We start from the raw sequence: 18,365 nt of genomic DNA on the forward strand, positions 1-18,365 counted from the left end.
CTTAAGTTGAATTGATTTTATATCAAAAGGCCAAAGCCTGTTTGACCGTTACCTGGTTGCCAGCAGCTTTTGGGCCCGTTCATCCTGAAGCCAGCAGTCTATCTCGTGGCTAGCTGAAAGGCTGGTCTTATCCGGATAAACTTTGTCACATACCGCCATTGCATATGGACACCTTGCTGTGAATGGACAACCGACCGGCGGTGAGAATAAATCAGGCGGGGTCCCTCCAATCGGAATCAAATCCGCGCCTTCAGCATCCAACCGTGGGACAGAATTCAATAACCCCTTCGTATATGGGTGCTGCGGGTTGTAAAAGATTTCTCTTCTGGTCCCTGTCTCGACAATTTTGCCGGCATACATCACTGCGACGCGATCAGCTACCTGCGCAACTACACCTAGATCATGTGTTATCAAAATAATCGATACACCAGTTTTTTTCTGAATGTCACGGAACAATTCCAGGATTTGTGCCTGGATTGTCACATCAAGGGCGGTTGTAGGCTCGTCAGCTATTAGTACCTCTGGCTGGCATACTAGTGCCATCGCGATCACGATCCTTTGGCGCATGCCCCCGCTGAATTGATGAGGATATTGTTTCAATCGAATATTAGGGCTCGGGATTCCAACCAGAGAAAGCATTTCAATCGCTACCTTTTTCGCCTGCTCTTTTGTCAGCTTCATGTGCTGAAGGATACCTTCTGTTAGCTGGTCACCAATGGTCAATGTGGGATTCAAAGCGGTCATTGGATCCTGAAAGATCATAGAAATATCGGATCCGCGGATTTTCCGCATTTCAGGGTCCTTTAATTTCGTCAGGTCTTTTCCTTTAAAAAAGATTGATCCGCCATCAAACTTCCCCGGCGGTTCCGGTATAAGCCTCATGATGCTTTGGGATGTCACGCTTTTTCCGCAGCCGGACTCTCCTACAATTGCCAGGGTCTCTCCTTTTTGTAAATCAAAAGTGACACCGCGGACAGCTTTCACTTCACCGCCATATGTCTTGAATGAAACGTGAAGGTCTTTTACTTCCAGTACTTTTTCCATGGTGTTTACCTCCTTAGCTTCGGGTCAAGCGCATCCTGAAGCCCGTCGCCTAACACATTAAATGAGAACATCGTTAAAGAAATGAAGAAAGCCGGAAAAAACAATCTCCACCAATCACCTGATAATATGACTGGTAAAGCATCACTTGCCATTGAACCCCAGCTTGCAAGAGGTGCCTGGATCCCCAAACCCAGGAAGCTGAGGAAGGCCTCTGCAAAAATGGCTGATGGAACAGAGAGAGTAATCTGAACGATGATCGGTCCCATAGTATTTGGCAGAAGATTTTTACGGATGATCCGCCCCGCTTTTGTGCCAAATGTCTTAGATGCTAACACATATTCATAGTTCTTGATTTGCAGGACCTGGCCGCGGACTATCCTTGCCATCCCTATCCATCCGGTAATCGTCAAGGCAAAGATGATCGTGGCAAGGCTTGGACCCATAACGACGCTGATCAAAATTACTACCAGTAAATACGGAAGACCATAAAGGACCTCTACGACCCTCATCATGTAATGGTCTGTCCTGCCGCCTTTATAGCCAGCAATACCGCCATAGATGACGCCGATGATAAAATCAATTAATGCAGCAGCAATTCCAACGAACAAAGAAATCCGGGCTCCGAACCATGTACGCGTGAAAACATCCCGGCCAAGCTCATCCGTACCGAACCAGTGATCACTCGAAGGCGGGAGGTTCTGGTTTACAAGGTCCTGATGGTCAACTGTATGTGGCGAGATAAGCGGTCCGAAAATAGCCATGAATGTCAATACTGATAAGAAGAATAACCCCAACATGGCCAATTTGTTTTTCAGGAGGCGTCTCCATGCATCCTGCCAATAAGAGAGGCTCGGCCGGACAACAGCTTCTGCTTCTGAGGTACTTTTATCTATAGGAACAAACCATTCATCTGGAATTGACGAATTCGCTCGTTGTTCCTGGTGTTTACGCAGAGCCATTATTTCCCCTCCTTTTTGTGAAGTTTAATTCTCGGATCAAGGATTCCGTATGCAAGGTCAACCAGGAAAAGCATCACGACCAGCACTGTACTGTAAAAAATCGTCGTTCCCATAATGACTGGATAGTCACGCTGGTTGATGCTTTCAACAAAGTACTTTCCCATCCCAGGTATTGCAAAGATTTTTTCAATTACGAAGGTTCCTGTCAAAATGCTTGCCGCGAGGGAGCCCAGAATCGTAACTACTGGGAGCAATGCATTTTTTAATGCATGTTTGAAGACAATCTTTGCAGGTGAAAGACCTTTTGCTTTGGCAGTTCTGATATAGTCCTGGGTCAAAACCTCCAGCATGCTCGCTCTTGTCAGGCGGGCGATGATTGCCATTGGCCCAGTCGCAAGAGCAAGTGTAGGAAGGATCATATGCTTGGGACTAGTCCAGGTGGCAACAGGTAAAATCTGCCAGGTTACAGCAAGCTGCTGTATCAATAATGTCGCCATGACAAAGTTTGGGACAGATATGCCAATTACCGCCACTGTCATCGCAAGATAATCGATAACGCCATTGTGTCGAAGAGCAGCAATGATTCCCAGCAAAATACCCGAAAAGATAGCAACAATGAGTGTGACCATTCCAAGTTCAAACGAGACAGGGAAACCTCTTCCCAGCATCTCATTAACGGTTTGCGAAGACTTTTTGATTGATGGGCCAAAATCGAAAGTCGCAACTGATTTTAAATATAAAAAATATTGGACATATAGTGGTTCATCCAAGTGATAAAAACTCTCGAGGTTCTTCTGTACCGCCTCACTTGTTGCGCGCTCCTCGTTAAAAGGTGAACCGGGTATGGAGTGCATTAAGAAAAATGTCAATGTGATGATGACCAATAAAGTCAACGCCATAGAGCCCAGCCGTTTCATTATGTATTGGAGCATTAACTCACTTCCTTATCATGTCTTTAGTCTGATGTCGTTGCGGTAATTTTCATATGTATGCTCAGTCCATTCAAAAGTGAAAAGAACACCTTTATGCAAAGGTAGTCCTCATGGCTAATTCTGTCATCACAAGCATAGCTTGATAGGCTTCTAGAATATTTTTTGCCTTGTAGCTTACAATGGTTGTCCCCTCTTCTATTTCTGTTCCAGGCATTAGATTTGCCCATTCTGCCTGGCCGTAATTGGCAAATTCGATTTTCAGAACCGGGTTGTCAGGGGGTGTAAGCGGTTTCACTTTTTCCAAATTTTTAATAGCATGTTCAGTTTTTTCAGCAAGCAGTTCTCCAGCTTTGGCTGGTGTTAAAGATATTGCTGCAGATCTGGATATCGATTCCTTTACCACTGCGGTGGTAATATTCGGAATTAACGCTTCAGCTTCGCTGGCTGCTCCATCATCGCCTGCTACCATAATGACTGGGACACCATAATAACCAGCGACGTAGGCATTGAATCCTAATTCACCAATTTGAACATCGTTGATCCACATGTGGCGGACACCGAAAATCATCGAGTGTGACATTACTCCACTCATTGACGCTCGTGCATGATAGCCGACAAATACGGCACCTTTGAAACTATCATCTAACCCCTGTACCATTGAAAACGGTTTAACGTCTCCGGTAATCAACTGAGTTTCAGGATGGAGATCCTCTATCAGCAGGTTATTCATTTTTGAATGACTGTCATTCACGATAACTTCCTTGAAGCCAGTTTCAAATGCTTTGGTAATCACATAATTCGCTTCCTGTGTCATAATTTTTCGGCCGCGATCATAATTGAGTTTTGATGAATCAACATGGGTATGGTCAACCAAACCGGTAATCCCTTCCATGTCGACTGATATGTACAATTTCATTTTTAACCAACTTTCTATGAATAATTATCTTAAAATTATAAATAATAAATCTACCAATCGCAACCTTTTCTCCTATATATTTCTGTCTTTGCAAATAAATAGGAGTTTTGTCACTAACCATTAAAGAAGGAAAATATTTTGATGAAATAATAGTTATAGAGATTTTTTTAATCTGAAATAGATAAAAGCTGAATCTGGATTAGTTTTCAAGGAAGACCGGATCAGGCGAAAAACTTTTTCAAAATAATGGTAATAGGAACGAAAAAAGGAGGCGCCAGGATAGGCCCTCCTACTCTTGACTATTCTGTTGTTCCATAAGTTCAAGGAAATGAGTCAGCACCCGTGCGGTAAGACCCCAGATCACCTTTCCGTTCTCCCGATAAAAGTATTCATCCATTGACCTCGTCTGCCAGTTATAATTTTCACCGCCTATAATCAGATCGAAAGGAAAGCCATCTTCAGGCTCAACCTGGAAATTAATCTTATACGTATCCGGCTGATTTTTATTAAAGAAGGATAATGGAACAGTGAATACCTCCCCTACTTCGGCTTCATTGGGTTTAATGAGACCAGGGTTTGTGATGGTTCCAACAAATGGGTATATAATTGTCCCAAAGGCAGAAACCATAAAATCCAATGGAATCACATTTACAATATCGCTTTCCTTAATACCAAGCTCCTCGGAAGTTTCCCTTACAGCAGCTTTTCTCGGCTCCTCTCCCTTTTCAATTTTCCCGCCAGGAAAGCAAATCTCACCTGGCTGCCTCCTAAGTGTGAGCGCCCGTACTTCAAACAGAATATGAACCTCATTGTCAACCTCCACAAGAGGCAGCAAGACGGCGAATTTGATTAATTGCTTATGCCCCATAATTGAGGGTGTACGCCCCAATAAAGCTTTTGATATATCATTTATTTTCATTATTGGACATCCACTCTCCCCAAAAAAGTATGTATATTCATTGTATTATGAAAAACAGCTGAAAATAAAGAAAACGGCTCTAAATAATAAAATTTGCCTTTTTAAGTAGCTGCTTCTCTTCTCTGTACTGGTTAAACTGTTTTACAGCACGAAAAGCAGTTTTAAGTGACTTTAACGAAACAATCCGGACATCCCTTCATGCAAAAATAAAGACACCGGCGATTAGCGCCGCTGCCTTAAAATTTTATCAGCCTGTAGCCCGTCCCTTAATTGCCTTGTATGCAATCAAGATAATGCCGATTACGAGGAGGATGTGGATGAGTCCGCCGGCTACCTCGAAAACCATTCCTAAGATCCATAGCACCAGCAATATTCCTGCTATTGTCCATAACATTAGCAACATCTCCTTTTCTTCTGCTTTCTTGGTTAAAGTTTACCCAAATGGTATTTTTGTTAAACAAGCTTATCCAACAGATCCCTTTATAAATATTTGATAACTGTGCTGCAGTTGTGTAACACTTAAAATATCCAATTAAGACAGGAGAAATTCACATGGGCAACTACAGGATTTTATTTCTCGATATTGACGGAACCATTCTTAGACCAGATGATTCAATAGAAGATTCTACAAGGACTGCCATCAATGAAATGAAGAAACAACATATTGAAGTTGTGTTGGCTACAGGACGTCCGCTACATGAGATATCGGATCTTGCGGAAGAGCTAAAAATTTCTTCTTTTATCGGTTATAACGGTGCGCTGGGAATATATGAAAAGGAAACTATTTTTGCAGAACCAATGAAGCCAGAGGATGTAAGCTATATACTGAACGTTGCCAGTGCAAATGGACATGAAGTTGTGTGTTATACGAATTCAAAAAATTACTTAACCAACCTTGAATCTCAATCGGTGAAAACATTTCTTAAACAATTCCATTTACGACAGAATGCTTTATTTACCGAGGATGTGATTGGAAACATTCTAGGCATGACAATCATTACTTCAGGGAATAAAGGTGATTTACTCTATCAGTTCAAAAACGGAATTCACCTGTCACAAGTAAATATTGAAGGAATGCGGCATTGTTTTGATGTGATTCGTAACCATGTAAACAAAGGTATCGGTGTCGAATTTCTTTTGAAGAAACTTGGTATTGCTCGTGAAGAATCAATAGCCTTTGGAGACGGAATGAATGATAAAGAAATGCTGGCCTTTGCTGGTGAAGGTTTTGCAATGGGAAATGCCCATCCTGACCTTTTCCAACATGCAAAGCATAAGACAACAACAGTTACAAATTCAGGAATTTACAATGGGTTAAAGTCTCTTGGATTAATATAAGTATACTTAGAAACAAAAGTGGAACCTCAGACATGAGGTTCCACTTTTATTTACCTTACAGCCCGTTTTTTCGCGTTTGCCTTTGAAACCTGATTCTCTGATAGAGCTGCTTGCTTTTTGAGGCTATCCTTATAGCTCATCCAATAAATCAAAGCAACAAACACGCCTCCGCCTACTGCATTCCCTAAATATACCGGAACAAAGTTGGCGAAGTACTCACCCCAACTATAATACCCTGCAAAAATTGCTGCTGGGATAACGAACATATTGGCGACGACGTGCTGAAATCCTATAGCGACGAAACCCATGATTGGGAACCAAATTCCTATAACCTTTCCCGTCATGTCGGAAGCTCCATATGACAGCCATACTGCTAAACCAACGAGCCAGTTACAGCCGATCCCCGAAAAAAAAGCTGCCCAGAAGCCGGCGTCCAGTTTTGCCCCTGCAACCGCCACTGTTTTGTCAAGATAAGGACCAGTTTCGGTTAAGCCGACAATATGTCCAAAAAAATAGGCTACGAACAATGCACCTACAAAATTGCTTAAAGTAATCCAAAACCAATTTTTCAATAGATTCTTTACTGTTACTTTCTTAGCTAGACTTGCCATTGAGATCGCTGTCATATTTCCTGTCAGCAGTTCTCCTCCGGCAAGAAGAATCAAGATCAGGCCAAGCGGAAAAACCGAGGCGCCGAGAAATGTTCCAAAGGTCCCCCATTCGTGTGGCAGATTTGCGATAACCCTTATATCCAAAAGATATCCGATTGCGATAAAAGCTCCACCCAGAAACCCTAGTGCCAGCATGTTTTTAATAGGCATTGCTGCCTTGTATGTGCCAGAATCAATGGTCACTTGTGCGATTTCCAAGGGTTTGCGAAATGCCAATTTTATTCCTCCTATTCTTTAGGTGCGTCATATCATATGGCAACTGAACATTTCTTTATTGGCTTATTTCCCCTTTGGCCAGCAAAAAAACAGAGTTTTATTCATTTTTGACATTTTTTTTAAATATATATATCATATTGATATATCATAATGATATATACTTAATATAGATAAGGAGAATGGCAGATGTCAATCGAGCATTCCATACTTGCAGTGATTAGTTTCAGGCCCAGTACCGGCTATGATATCAAAGCGGAATTCGAGCATAAAGCAGCAGGCTTATTTTGGGGCATGAGTTACGGCAGTCTTTATCCCAAACTTAAGAAGCTAGAAGAACAAGGTTTTATAATAACGGTTGAATCCGAAGCGGATGGTCGGAGGAAAAAGCTTTATGAACTGACCGGCAAAGGCTGGACTGAATTAGAAAGCTGGCTTGCCATCAAGCCTGAACCTCCTTCCATAAAGGATGAGTTATTCATTAAAATGGCCGCCTGGCATAAGGAGATGGATTTGACAATCTTAGCCGGCCATTTAAAGGCAAGAGCCATTGAGTCACAGGAAGTTCTAAACTTCATCATAAAATGGAAGCAAAATAATACATCTTATATAAACAGTGTTGGAATGCTCGCGATGAGATACGCAGAGTTGAAACTCGAGGCTGAGCTTCAATGGATAAAGGAGGCACTTACATCCATTGAGAATGACGGCCTTCCTAAGGGGCAAGATCCGAAAAAGCTTGGAGAGCAACAAATGAAAAGAAGAAAGACAGCACTGGAATCGGATATTTGGGGGCTGTAAAATGAAAGCAGGTATTTTTAAACCGTTAAAGAACAAGGCTTATCGTTCTCTATTTGGTGCACAAGTGTTTTCCGATCTGGGAAATTGGCTGGACTTTTTAGCTATACAGGTGATTGTCGCCTACCATTGGGGGCTTGGCGAAGGAGCGATCGCTTCAGTCATCATCGTCATGGGATTACCCTGGGTGATCATTGGTCCGTTTGCCAGTGTGTATGTTGACAGACTGCCGCAAAAAATGATGATGATATCATGTCTATGGTTAAGAATCTTATTTGTAGCTGGCTTGTTTTTTGCGCCAAATCTTTATGTCCTGCTGCTATTTGTTTTTCTTAAAGCTACTGTGGCCGCATTATACGACCCAGCCAGGCAAAGCGCCATCAGGCATATCGTTGATGAGGAGGAACTTCCAGAAGCTGTCACCTTAAGCCAATTGTCCGTCAACACAATGAAAATTATCGGCCCGGCTCTAGGTGGTGGATTCATTGCCATTTACGGAGTAAAGAGCCCTTTTATATTTGAGGGTGTGGGATTCTTAATCGCGATTGCGTTTTTGCTGACATTGCCAAAAATCAAAAATGAAGAGATTGAACAAAAACAACAAAAGAATTCATATTTGGAAGATCTTACAGAAGGAATCCGGCATATTCTCTCAGCCAGGATTTTAAAAGCTGCGATCCTTCTCTCATCCATTGCCTTTTTTATTATCTTTCTATATGATGGCTTGTTTGTCTTTGTTGCGCAACTTCTCGGATTTGCCAGTGAAGAATTCGGTTTACTGGTCAGTTCTGTCGGATTTGGCAGCGTCATCGGCGCCATTATCCTCGGCAAATTTACAGGCTGGAAAAATAAGCCGATTCATCTTATGGCCACTGCTTCTGTCATGAGCGGTATGCTGATCCTAACTATAGGAATAGGTGTCATGGGTATATTTGAACTCCCTAAAACTTTATGGATGGCCGCTGCCTTCCTGCTTGGGATTCTTGCTTCTGCTGAAGGAGTTCCATACGGGTATGTCCTCCAATCAGAAACGCCTAAGAACATAATGGGCAGGGTTTCTTCGACCGCCGCCTCACTGCAGACATTTTCGATGCTTGCAGCCCCGGCTGCAGGCGCATTGCTGGCAAAGTGGATCGGTGTACCTGGTGTCCTGGCAAGTGCAGGGATTGCTACCTTTTTACTCGGAACCTTAACCCTAACTCTCCATTTAAGAAAAAACATAGAGGTAAGAAGCTTTGAGGCATAATAATAAAAAGCCGTTGTCTTGACCGTAAACCGTTCCGTTTTGAGGTGTTTTTTTTAAAATATATGCCGAAATGACAGTTGTATTGGCATCATTATTGGTAAATAAAAAAGTAAAACTCGCGGTAGTAAAATTGGCGAGTACCTTTATTAGGCATACCAAAACCTTATTTAAGTAAAACCTCATTAGTTGTGATACGGTTCATCGTAACCTTTTAAATAAGATGACTTGTCCTTTATCGAAAAACCAGCAAAAGTAAAATAAGCGGAGATTTTCCGGTTAAATTCAGAATGGAGCATGTTTCGGGGTAAATAAGGGAAGGTTTTCCGCTTATGCACAGCAAAATCACCCATATTCGAATTTTTCGAGTCAATAGGCGGAATCTCTCCGTCTATTTCAGCCTTTTTTAATATTAATTACTAATTAAGCGGAATTATTCCGTCTATTTTCCAGCTCTGGCCTTAACCTGATCTCCCACCCGATAAGTGCGGACCCTCTTAATCCTAGATGCGGATCCTTATTGTCCATCATAATAATGATGTCAATTGACATGTCAAAGTTAATGGAATTTCGTAGAAACCTTGATAAATAAAGAAAAAGACGTATGCCAATTCATACGTCAATTCCTGTGTCTATTAATAATAAAGCACCCGAAAACGGAACCCTTTATCCTTAACGACAACGGCTTTTTGTAATCAATCTTTATTCAGCAACTCTTCTCCTGCTATTCCAGGGTTGGTCATTTCATAAGGATTTAGGATTAAGTCAAGCTCTTCCTCGGTTAATACATCATAAGCCAGGCATAGTTCCCTTACAGATTTCCCAGTAAGGATCGCTTCCCTGGCAATTCTCGATACAGCTTCGTACCCTAAATGGGGATTGACTGCGGTGATGATACCGACACTTCGTTCAACATCTTTTTCAAGCTTCTCTTTATTTGCTTCAATGCCAACAAGACAATGATCAGTAAACACCTTGAAACCGTTGTTCATGATACTAATTGATTGGATTAGATTGAAAACAAGAACCGGCTCCATTACGTTCAGCTCAAGCTGACCTGCTTCAGAAGCAAGGCAGATCGTATGGTCATTCCCTATGACCTGGAAAGCGACCTGGTTAATGACCTCAGGCATGACAGGGTTTACCTTCCCTGGCATGATCGACGAACCAGGCTGCCTTGATGGCAAGAAAATCTCATTGAAGCCCACCCTTGGCCCTGATGCCATCAATCTTAGATCATTAGCGATTTTGGACATATTCATCATACAAACCTTCAGTGCAGCAGATACAGTTGTATAGGCATCGGTATTCTGTGTCGCATCAACTAAGTGATCAGCATTTTTCAAAGGATAACCGCTTATTTCAGAAAGATGGCGGACTACATTTTTAATATATTTAGGATTGGCATTAAGACCTGTCCCTACAGCTGTCGCCCCCATATTTACCTCAAAAAGGTGTCCTCGTGTATGCTTTATTCTTTCAATATCACGTTCGACCACTCGTGTGTATGCTTCGAATTCCTGGCCAAGCCGGATGGGCACAGCATCCTGGAGATGAGTTCTTCCCATTTTGATGATCGGATCAAATTCCCTTGCTTTCTGGGAAAAAACATCACGCATGATCTCCATAGTATCTAAAAGCTTGTCCAGCAGTGATAATACAGATAAGTGGATGGCAGTAGGAAAAGCATCATTTGTCGACTGTGCCATGTTTACATGGGAGTTAGGGCTAAGAGTAAAATAGTCACCCTTTTGCTCTCCCAGCAACTCCAGCGCACGATTCGCAATGACCTCATTAGTATTCATGTTGATCGAGGTCCCTGCTCCTCCCTGGATCGGATCCACAATAAACTGGTCATGCCATTGCCCCTGGATGATTTCATCAGCAGCCTTTACAATCACTTCACCCAGTCCCCCGTATAGTCTGCCTGTTTCCATATTCGCTAGTGCAGCTGCTTTTTTAACCATGGCCATAGCCTTAATTAATTCACTATGTATTCTGTATCCGGTAATCGGGAAATTTTCAACCGCCCTTAATGTCTGGATTCCGTAATACGCATCCGCCAGTACTTCCTTGGTACCCAGGAAATCCTTTTCTATCCGGACTTTTACCTCAGTCATTTCTTACCCCTCCAAAAAGCTTCAGATTTAGATATTATGTTGAGGGCAACCAACTTCCGACAATATTTTTATTGTTATATCCCTCTCAGCCTAATTATAGGCTTACATGACTATTGTAAATCAAATTTTTGATATCATCACGATAAAACAAACTTTTTCCTTGAAAATAAAATGCGAACTCTGTATCTTTTCAGGTTGTTATGCTGAAATCCCACTACTTTTGAGAGCTTTTGTCAACATGCAGGAAAACAGTAATGTTCTTGCTGAATTGTTATAGGACATCGTTTTCCATAAACCAATTACAGAAAGGAATGTGCATGATGACTGACACTCAATTCTTGAAGGCATATACAATTAAAGAGGTGTCCAAGAAAATTAATGTACCGTCTGGAACCATCAGACAATGGGAAAAAGATCTTGCCGGCTTATTGATTGTTCCCAGGACGAAACAGGGAGCCAGGTTTTACACGGATATGGAAATTGAACAATTGATGAAAATAAAACAAATGCGGGATAAGAATTTAAGTAAAGAAATGATCAGGGAGCTTTTACAGCGGCATGTTGACACAAACCAGGTTCCTGTACAGGAATCACAGGATAATACCCTTGCTGTTAGTACGGCGATGCCTGCACTGTCCGAATCAAACAGTACCAGCGATTATGGTGCTTTCATGAAGGCAATGGAGCTATATAAGGATTCGCTGATTGAAGAAGTTAAGTCTGAAATCAGAAATGGCATTCGAAAAGAAGTGCTTGAAGAAGTAAAAAAAGAAATCTCTAAAGGAACTTTTACAACTGTTAAAACACTGTCTGATTCCATTTATAAAACAGGCCAACGAACCAACGAGCATATCATGGAATTATCAGAAACGGTGACAAAAAATTCGGAAGATAGTTCCGAACGGCTCGGAACGATTTCATCAGAGCTTACGAATGTTTCGAAAGGCACTTCCGAAATCCATGCGAATCTAGCGAAGGTTTCCAGGGGAACAACCGAAATGTTCAGTAAGCTCTCTGATCGTGTGAGTATGGCTTCCCAGGGAACTTCTGAAAAAATAGCCCAGTTAACTGAGAGTATCCATAAGAGCTCAAAAGGAACAACTGATAAAATCACAAAGCTGACTGAAAGTGTTGCGAAGGTTTCGAAAGGTACTTCTGAAAAAATAAACTCCCTTTCAGGCAGTATCTCGAATGTTTCAAAAGGAACTTCTGAACGAATCGCAACCTTGACATCGAGTTTAACTAAGTCATCAAAAGGAACGACAGATAAAATAACCAAATTGGAAACTACTGTGAATAAACTTTCTACTGGAACTTCAAAAGAATTATCACTCTTGGCCAAACGACTGAATGAGACGACTGAAACGGTATCAGAGGAATTCAAAATTCTTGCGGACTATGTTTCGGACAGCAGAGAGACAACAAACCAGGAATTAGCAAATCTCAATCAAGTGATAAGTCAAGAACGTGATTATTTCATCAAAACCCTGCAAAGTGAAAGGGATGAGTTAAGGCAGGAAATCAGGCAGAGGGATGAAATGTTCAAGGATATGGTCGACAATTTCAGGGAAACCGCAGCCTCCAAACAATCCAAAAGAAATTGGTGGAAGGTCTGGCAGTAATTTCAGCATATTCCCTTCACAGATGTAAATAATATTCACACAGGAACAGGCCTTCAAGCTAATGAAGTCCTTACAACCTATGTCAATTCTGGGGGGGAAACTATGGGCCGAATATATCGCTGGTTGGCAATTGCATCTTTGGTCATTTTCACACCGTTGGGCTTATCAACACTAGCGGCCAGTCCATCGATAACAGTGCAGACTAAGGTTATGAACATTTCACACCGTGGAGCCTCTGGTCATGCCCCTGAACATACTTTCCCTTCTTACGAGATCGGGAACTTGATGAATGGCGATTACATTGAAGTCGATCTGCAAATGACCAAGGATGGAGAACTGATTGCTCTTCATGATGAAACAATGGATAGGACAACAGGAAAAAAAGGATATGCAAAGGATTTTACTCTGGAAGAAATTAAACGGCTTGATGCAGGCAGCTGGTTTAATGAGGCATTCCCAGAAAAAGCGAATCCAGCATATAAAGGACTTCAAGTACCTACACTCCGCGAAATTCTCGATAGGTTCGGTCCTGATTCAAATTTCTTTATTGAAACAAAATCTCCGGATGTCTATCCAGGTATGGAAGAAAAGCTTCTCTCAACCCTGAAAGAATATGAACTTGAAGGAAATATCATCATCCAATCATTCAGTGTGGAAAGCTTGCGCAAGATTCATGACCTGGATCAATCGATTCCTTTGATACAATTACTATCCTACTATGCTCCAGCAAGTATTTCGGATAGTGAAGTTCATAAAATCAGGGAGTATGCTATTGGGGTGGGGCTGCATTTCACAGCGGTCAATCCTGCCTATATTAAAAAAATTACTGACTCCGGCTTATTAATTGTTCCGTATACAGTAAACGAAAAGGAAGATATGGAGATGCTAATCGATTGGGGTGTAAACGGCATGTTCACCAATTATCCTGATCGACTTAACGAAGTAATTAGAGCGAGAGTCGAAAAAAGAAAGAATCCATAGAAATTGCAAAAGCTGCCAATTGGCAGCTTTAATTTTTTTAAAGGCGGACTAAATAAATCATTATTAAAACAATCTATTTTTATATCCATCTGCTAACCTATTTTCTATATCTTCTGCAGTAGTGCCGGGCAATTTTGAATGTGCCGCCAATATTTCAGCACCAGAAGGCAGTGAATCTGGATCTGCCCAGCTTTCGGGGATCCATAACTCTGAACGTTTTAATGCCTTTCCGCACTGTATGAAGCATTCCTCTACTTCTATTACGATTCCCAGTAATGGATTTTTGCCTCCAGCTGACATCCTGGCAAGTATGTCAGGGTCCAGTGTCAGGCTCGCCTTTCCATTCACTCTCAAAGTTTCTAACATACCAGGTATAAGAAATAACAAACCTACATGTGGATTTGATAATAAATTTTTAAGGGAATCCATTCTCTTGTTACCTGGACGGTCTGGAATAACGATCCTTTTTTCATCAAGTACCAATACGAATCCCGGAGAATCACCCCTGGGGGAAGAGTCACAGCTGCCGGCATTGTCAGAGGTAGATAAAATTAAAAATGGCGATTGTGCTATGTAGTTTTGGCAATGCTGGTCTATGTAAGAAATTACTTTTCGTTTGGCGAGTTCACTTGGCTCACCGAATAGCCTTCTTAATTCTTCAAAGCTTTTTATTCTATAGTCCAATACTCTAGTCTCCCTTTTATGATTTCTGCATTTCATTTTAACTATTTTATTTTTATAGACGATTTCTACTTAACTATAGTAACAGATTTCCATCAGGATTAAGTCCAGCAAGCAGATTAAAGGATAGTAACTCATCATTCCCGTGTTTTTCAATCAACATTTGAGGTAGTAAATTAAATGGATTCTATTTCTAAGAGAGGGGTATATTAATTAACATCTTCTAAATAATTGGAGGGATGAAAATGAATAAATCAGTTAATAATTTTCTTGAAAAAGCAAAAAGCACCTTGAACCAGGCTTATAGTCACGCAAAAGAGACTATCTATTCCATCACATCAACCCCATCGGCATCGGTACAGCAAATTTCCGATTATGTCATTAGCCATCCTGACAGTAAAATCGTAAAAAAACACTATCTGGGCTTGACATTGTCATTCTATGAACTTGAACAGGGACAAATGCATTATTATTTAGAAACAAACGGCCATAAAATTCTGCAGCTTGATGTTCATTCCAAAGATCACAGTGTCGTCTCATACCGCTCTTACCGGGATCAATTATCGTTAAATACACCTGTTAAATTCCCGGATCTGCACGGATCAAAATAATTGTATACAAAAAAAGGCTCCTGGGTGCACTGAATCCTAAATGTTAAAATTCATTCTAACTTTAGGGTGCAGTACATTGGCTGGAGCCTTTTCTTATGCTGCTCAGCTTATTTCTGTCCCGAAAGCTGGTCTCTGTCATCTGCCATCGGCGGCTCTTCCAGCCATGAATGGTTAATCATGATATTCGCCCCATCCTCCGCATATAATGCGATTTCCGGAATCAATGATGCATACTTGATACCTATATCCTTTCGGGGACTCGCCGCCATGGCAGCACCATAGTTCCCTAAACCAGCAGCAATCATGGCCGTCACATGGAACATGATCAGCTTATCTGAAAAGATTTGTGTTGTCGTATCTGTAACAGCAGAATCCCAGAACATCGGAGCCGGAATATCATTATCCTTTAAAATTTCACTGAATAAATCCACATGCTTTTGGGCTATTTTCTTCCCACGCTGTAAATATCCTTTAACCTCTTTATTCTGGGCAATCTGTATAAACCCCATAATCAACGCCTTGCCAATTTGATTGGTCTGTACATTCATGAAAAGATGAGTAATTTCTACAGATGTTAAAGCTCTTCTTCTATTTTTTATTCCTGATAGGAACTTTTGCTTTTCCACGAAATCTGCTTTATCGGGAATCGAGATAAATGGAGGCCTTATGTAAGTACCTTGTTCAAGCATTAATTCCCTGGTCAAATCCTGGAGTAGGATAGCGGATTTTAACACACTCTTGTGCAGAGCAATCACATCCGGCCGCGTTCCCAGGCCGATTGCGGCACTATTAGCTGCCATCGCCAAAATGGACATATGCCTTAGGTACATCAAAACGAAGGTATCTGAAAAAAGTCTTGGAGCATGTACATTTACATCTTTTTTGGTAAAGCCGATTGGATATGGAAATCCTTCTGCATCGAAAATCTCTTTAGATAGGGATATGTTTTTTTGTGAAGCACTGAGGGCAAATTGGACTGTTTCTTTCACACTCTTATCATCAATATTATTCAAGAAATAGTTTAATACACAAATTGAAACAGTATCATTTAAATATTGCGTCCACATGATGGACATCTCTGCAGCTGTTAAACTGATTTTCGTCTTATCTTCCATCTTCTCACTCCAAAGCTTCGATGATATAATTATTATTTCTGATTCAGTTGATTTTATTAGTTATGTTAATAAATTTGCCTTAAAGCGTTTTTTTTATTAAAACACCCTGCTGTATAAAGAAAAAAATAGTAAAATAGACTTACGATACACCAATAGGAGTGAGCAAGCTGAGTGTAATTATTCCATTAATTTTAATTTCCTGTGGCTTATCTGTGTTTTCAAATCTCATAAGATTCTATGTAAGCGCTTCTTTAAACCGGCTTATACTGTCTTTCGCCACTTTAGTGCTGGTTGAAGTTTCGGCAATTTTTTTTGGAACAGATGAATTAGTATGGCTTACTCTTTTTTTTATTGGCTTCACTGGTTACTCATTTCAAATATTGGGCGGGGTTACTGCAGCCCTGCTGAGCACTGCTCTTGTTTTCTGGCAAGCCGACATTTCTCCAATCCTGGCTTCCCCTGTTTACCTTGCACTGGGTGTTGGAGCCGGTTATGTTTCACGCTTCATCATAAATAATAAGAGAAATCATCACCTATGGATGAATATGCTTATGAACCAATCGAAGCATTTACAAGTGTTCCGTGAAGTAAGCACAATCATGCAGCGCACTCTCCAGCAGGATATGCTATTAAAAGTGATCCTGACTTCTGTTACTGCTGGACATGGTCTTGGTTTTAACAGGGCAATGATTTTCCTGTCCTCCAATGAATCTCAATCCTTAAAAGGAATAGTAGGTGTTGGCCCAATTGATGTTAAAAGAGGCTACGAAGTCTGGGAGAAAATTTCAGAAGATAAATTAAAGCTGCGTGATTTGATTGAACATAATTTTGACAGCAATTTTACAGATCCTGAATTGAATGGAATACTCCGATCATTGGACATTCCGCTTGATGGCCATAATGTCTTTAGCTTAGCTTTATCGAATCAACAGCCGGTGATAATAAAGGAGATTGATGAATCGGATTCCTCTCAGGTACTTATTAATAGGCTATTTCAAACCGAGGAATTTGCTGTCATACCCCTGATCAATCAAGGGAAGAACATTGGAATCCTCCTTATAGACAATATTGTCAACAAAAGGCCTATTACGTTAATGGATACAGAGAATATCCTGCCGCTTGCAAACCAGGCGGCCATAGCGCTTGATCATGCTAACCTGTATCAGCAGATAGAGGAAATGGCCTTAAGAGATGGATTGACAGGACTTTTAAATCAGCGGGCATTTCAAACAATACTCGATGACCATTTCCCATTTAATTTTGGAAATCAAGGTCCGCTGTCCCTTATCATTTTAGATATAGATTATTTTAAAATCTTTAATGATAAAAACGGACACCTGCTGGGAAATGAGGTATTGATAAAGTTCGCTGGAGTAATTGACCATTCTTTAAGACCAGGTGATTTCTCTTTCAGGTTTGGCGGTGAAGAGTTTGTAGTGCTTTTACCTGATTCTTCCCTTCAACATGCAGAAATCCTGGCAGAGGCAATCAGGAAAAATGTTGAACAAGCCAGTTTTCCCGGAGAGGAAACGCAACCTGACGGAACTTTGACAGTAAGCATCGGGACTGCATGCACTGATCACCCTTCTATCAACAGTAAAAATGAACTTATTGAGGCTGCAGATCAGGCCCTTTATAAAGCTAAAAACTCAGGGAAAAATACAGTAGTTTCTTTTAAGGAGTTTGTAAGAATTGATTGAAATGACTTTTATTTTCGCATCGTTGGCCTTTGTCATGATGACTGCGTTAACAAGCAGGCCGTTATATAATCTTTCGATGAAAAATTATTGTAAGCGGGTTACGAATCAATATGGTTTCAATGTTTCCGATTTACACTATTCATATGACCAGATGATCTACTTCATCTCACTGCCTACCACGCTTCCTTATATAAAAGCGGCAGTGAAAGAAGATTTGATAATTGAACAGGATTATACCTCCTATTTTTATCCTGTACTTAAAGGAGTAAAAATTTCATTGGAGCATAACGGAGACAAACTGTATTTAGCCTATTTGCCAATCGGTAATTTCCGCCTTCCGCATTTAGATAAACTTCAGCAGGAAGGAAGTATTGATGAACAGGCATATTTAAAAATCAGTACAACTAAGCTGCTCCAACCTGACACACTTCAGGAAGTCCGGGATGAAGTATTCAAGCAGCTGCAGGTAGGCCGCTATTAAAGTTGAGGGTATATACCCTGA

General features: G+C 41.0%; 18 protein-coding genes. 8 read left to right on the plus strand and 10 right to left on the minus strand.

Annotated elements, in window-relative coordinates:
* Nucleotides 1–48 precede the first annotated feature (48 nt).
* The 6 genes from B5X77_RS16970 to B5X77_RS23070 all read right to left on the minus strand — a co-directional run bounded on the left by B5X77_RS16970 (nt 49) and on the right by B5X77_RS23070 (nt 5,164).
* Nucleotides 49–1,044 (minus strand): ABC transporter ATP-binding protein, encoded by a 996-nt coding sequence (locus tag B5X77_RS16970; protein ID WP_079509127.1) that lies wholly within the window; start codon nt 1,042–1,044, stop codon nt 49–51.
* Between the two features lie 5 nt (nt 1,045–1,049).
* Nucleotides 1,050–2,003 carry an ABC transporter permease gene (locus B5X77_RS16975; RefSeq protein ID WP_079509128.1) on the minus strand — a complete coding sequence of 318 codons (954 nt, stop codon included), beginning with the start codon at nt 2,001–2,003 and terminating at the stop codon, nt 1,050–1,052.
* Complete coding sequence (locus tag B5X77_RS16980; protein WP_079509129.1) at nt 2,003–2,935, minus strand: ABC transporter permease; 933 nt, start codon at nt 2,933–2,935, stop codon at nt 2,003–2,005. Before B5X77_RS16980 ends, B5X77_RS16975 begins: the two co-directional genes overlap by 1 nt.
* A gap of 91 nt (nt 2,936–3,026) precedes the next feature.
* Nucleotides 3,027–3,851: a M55 family metallopeptidase gene (locus B5X77_RS16985; protein ID WP_079509130.1), complete on the minus strand. Its 825-nt coding sequence runs from the start codon at nt 3,849–3,851 to the stop codon at nt 3,027–3,029.
* A gap of 289 nt (nt 3,852–4,140) precedes the next feature.
* Nucleotides 4,141–4,770 (minus strand): NUDIX hydrolase, encoded by a 630-nt coding sequence (locus B5X77_RS16990; RefSeq protein ID WP_079509131.1) that lies wholly within the window; start codon nt 4,768–4,770, stop codon nt 4,141–4,143.
* 247 nt (nt 4,771–5,017) lie between these two features.
* Nucleotides 5,018–5,164, minus strand: a complete 147-nt coding sequence (locus B5X77_RS23070) for a lmo0937 family membrane protein (RefSeq protein WP_139378380.1) — start codon at nt 5,162–5,164, stop codon at nt 5,018–5,020.
* A gap of 158 nt (nt 5,165–5,322) precedes the next feature.
* Here B5X77_RS23070 and B5X77_RS16995 point away from each other — a divergent pair, with 158 nt between their 5' ends.
* On the plus strand, nt 5,323–6,108 hold the full coding sequence (locus B5X77_RS16995) for a Cof-type HAD-IIB family hydrolase (RefSeq protein ID WP_079509132.1): 786 nt from the start codon (nt 5,323–5,325) through the stop codon (nt 6,106–6,108).
* A 50-nt stretch (nt 6,109–6,158) separates the two neighbouring features.
* Here B5X77_RS16995 and B5X77_RS17000 read toward each other — a convergent pair whose 3' ends face one another.
* Entirely contained in the window at nt 6,159–6,995 is an 837-nt protein-coding gene (locus B5X77_RS17000; RefSeq protein WP_079509133.1) for a formate/nitrite transporter family protein, read from the minus strand.
* A gap of 186 nt (nt 6,996–7,181) precedes the next feature.
* On the opposite strand from B5X77_RS17000, the gene B5X77_RS17005 reads away from it, so the two are divergent.
* The gene (locus B5X77_RS17005) at nt 7,182–7,793 is read left to right on the plus strand and encodes a PadR family transcriptional regulator (RefSeq protein ID WP_079509134.1); all 612 of its coding nucleotides are present in this window, start codon (nt 7,182–7,184) and stop codon (nt 7,791–7,793) included.
* Between the two features lies 1 nt (nt 7,794).
* A complete protein-coding gene (locus tag B5X77_RS17010; protein ID WP_079509135.1) occupies nt 7,795–9,036 on the plus strand; it encodes an MFS transporter in 1,242 nt (413 codons plus the stop codon).
* A gap of 692 nt (nt 9,037–9,728) precedes the next feature.
* Here B5X77_RS17010 and aspA read toward each other — a convergent pair.
* The gene (aspA, locus tag B5X77_RS17015) at nt 9,729–11,153 is read right to left on the minus strand and encodes an aspartate ammonia-lyase (protein ID WP_079509136.1); all 1,425 of its coding nucleotides are present in this window, start codon (nt 11,151–11,153) and stop codon (nt 9,729–9,731) included.
* A gap of 317 nt (nt 11,154–11,470) precedes the next feature.
* Here aspA and B5X77_RS17020 point away from each other — a divergent pair, with 317 nt between their 5' ends.
* Both B5X77_RS17020 and B5X77_RS17025 read left to right on the plus strand, forming a co-directional pair.
* Nucleotides 11,471–12,775 carry a MerR family transcriptional regulator gene (locus B5X77_RS17020; protein ID WP_176167359.1) on the plus strand — a complete coding sequence of 435 codons (1,305 nt, stop codon included), beginning with the start codon at nt 11,471–11,473 and terminating at the stop codon, nt 12,773–12,775.
* A 102-nt stretch (nt 12,776–12,877) separates the two neighbouring features.
* A complete protein-coding gene (locus B5X77_RS17025) occupies nt 12,878–13,756 on the plus strand; it encodes a glycerophosphodiester phosphodiesterase (RefSeq protein ID WP_079509138.1) in 879 nt (292 codons plus the stop codon).
* Nucleotides 13,757–13,819: 63 nt separating this feature from the next.
* Here B5X77_RS17025 and B5X77_RS17030 read toward each other — a convergent pair whose 3' ends face one another.
* Nucleotides 13,820–14,476 carry a pyridoxamine 5'-phosphate oxidase family protein gene (locus B5X77_RS17030; protein ID WP_079509139.1) on the minus strand — a complete coding sequence of 219 codons (657 nt, stop codon included), beginning with the start codon at nt 14,474–14,476 and terminating at the stop codon, nt 13,820–13,822.
* A gap of 206 nt (nt 14,477–14,682) precedes the next feature.
* On the opposite strand from B5X77_RS17030, the gene B5X77_RS17035 reads away from it, so the two are divergent.
* Nucleotides 14,683–15,048, plus strand: coding sequence for a hypothetical protein (locus tag B5X77_RS17035; RefSeq protein ID WP_079509140.1), 366 nt, complete (start codon nt 14,683–14,685; stop codon nt 15,046–15,048).
* Nucleotides 15,049–15,155: 107 nt separating this feature from the next.
* On the opposite strand, the gene B5X77_RS17040 is transcribed toward B5X77_RS17035, so the two are convergent.
* Nucleotides 15,156–16,163 (minus strand): DUF3231 family protein, encoded by a 1,008-nt coding sequence (locus B5X77_RS17040; RefSeq protein ID WP_079509141.1) that lies wholly within the window; start codon nt 16,161–16,163, stop codon nt 15,156–15,158.
* A gap of 212 nt (nt 16,164–16,375) precedes the next feature.
* Between B5X77_RS17040 and B5X77_RS17045 the strand changes: the two genes are divergently transcribed.
* Together B5X77_RS17045 and B5X77_RS17050 are read left to right on the plus strand one after the other, a co-directional pair.
* Nucleotides 16,376–17,863, plus strand: a complete 1,488-nt coding sequence (locus B5X77_RS17045; RefSeq protein ID WP_079509142.1) for a GGDEF domain-containing protein — start codon at nt 16,376–16,378, stop codon at nt 17,861–17,863.
* Nucleotides 17,856–18,344, plus strand: coding sequence for a hypothetical protein (locus B5X77_RS17050; RefSeq protein ID WP_079509143.1), 489 nt, complete (start codon nt 17,856–17,858; stop codon nt 18,342–18,344). The genes B5X77_RS17045 and B5X77_RS17050 overlap by 8 nt, the downstream gene beginning before the upstream one ends.
* Nucleotides 18,345–18,365 lie beyond the last annotated feature (21 nt).

This window comes from Mesobacillus jeotgali (assembly GCF_900166585.1).
GTDB lineage: Bacteria > Bacillota > Bacilli > Bacillales > Cytobacillaceae > Mesobacillus > Mesobacillus jeotgali_A.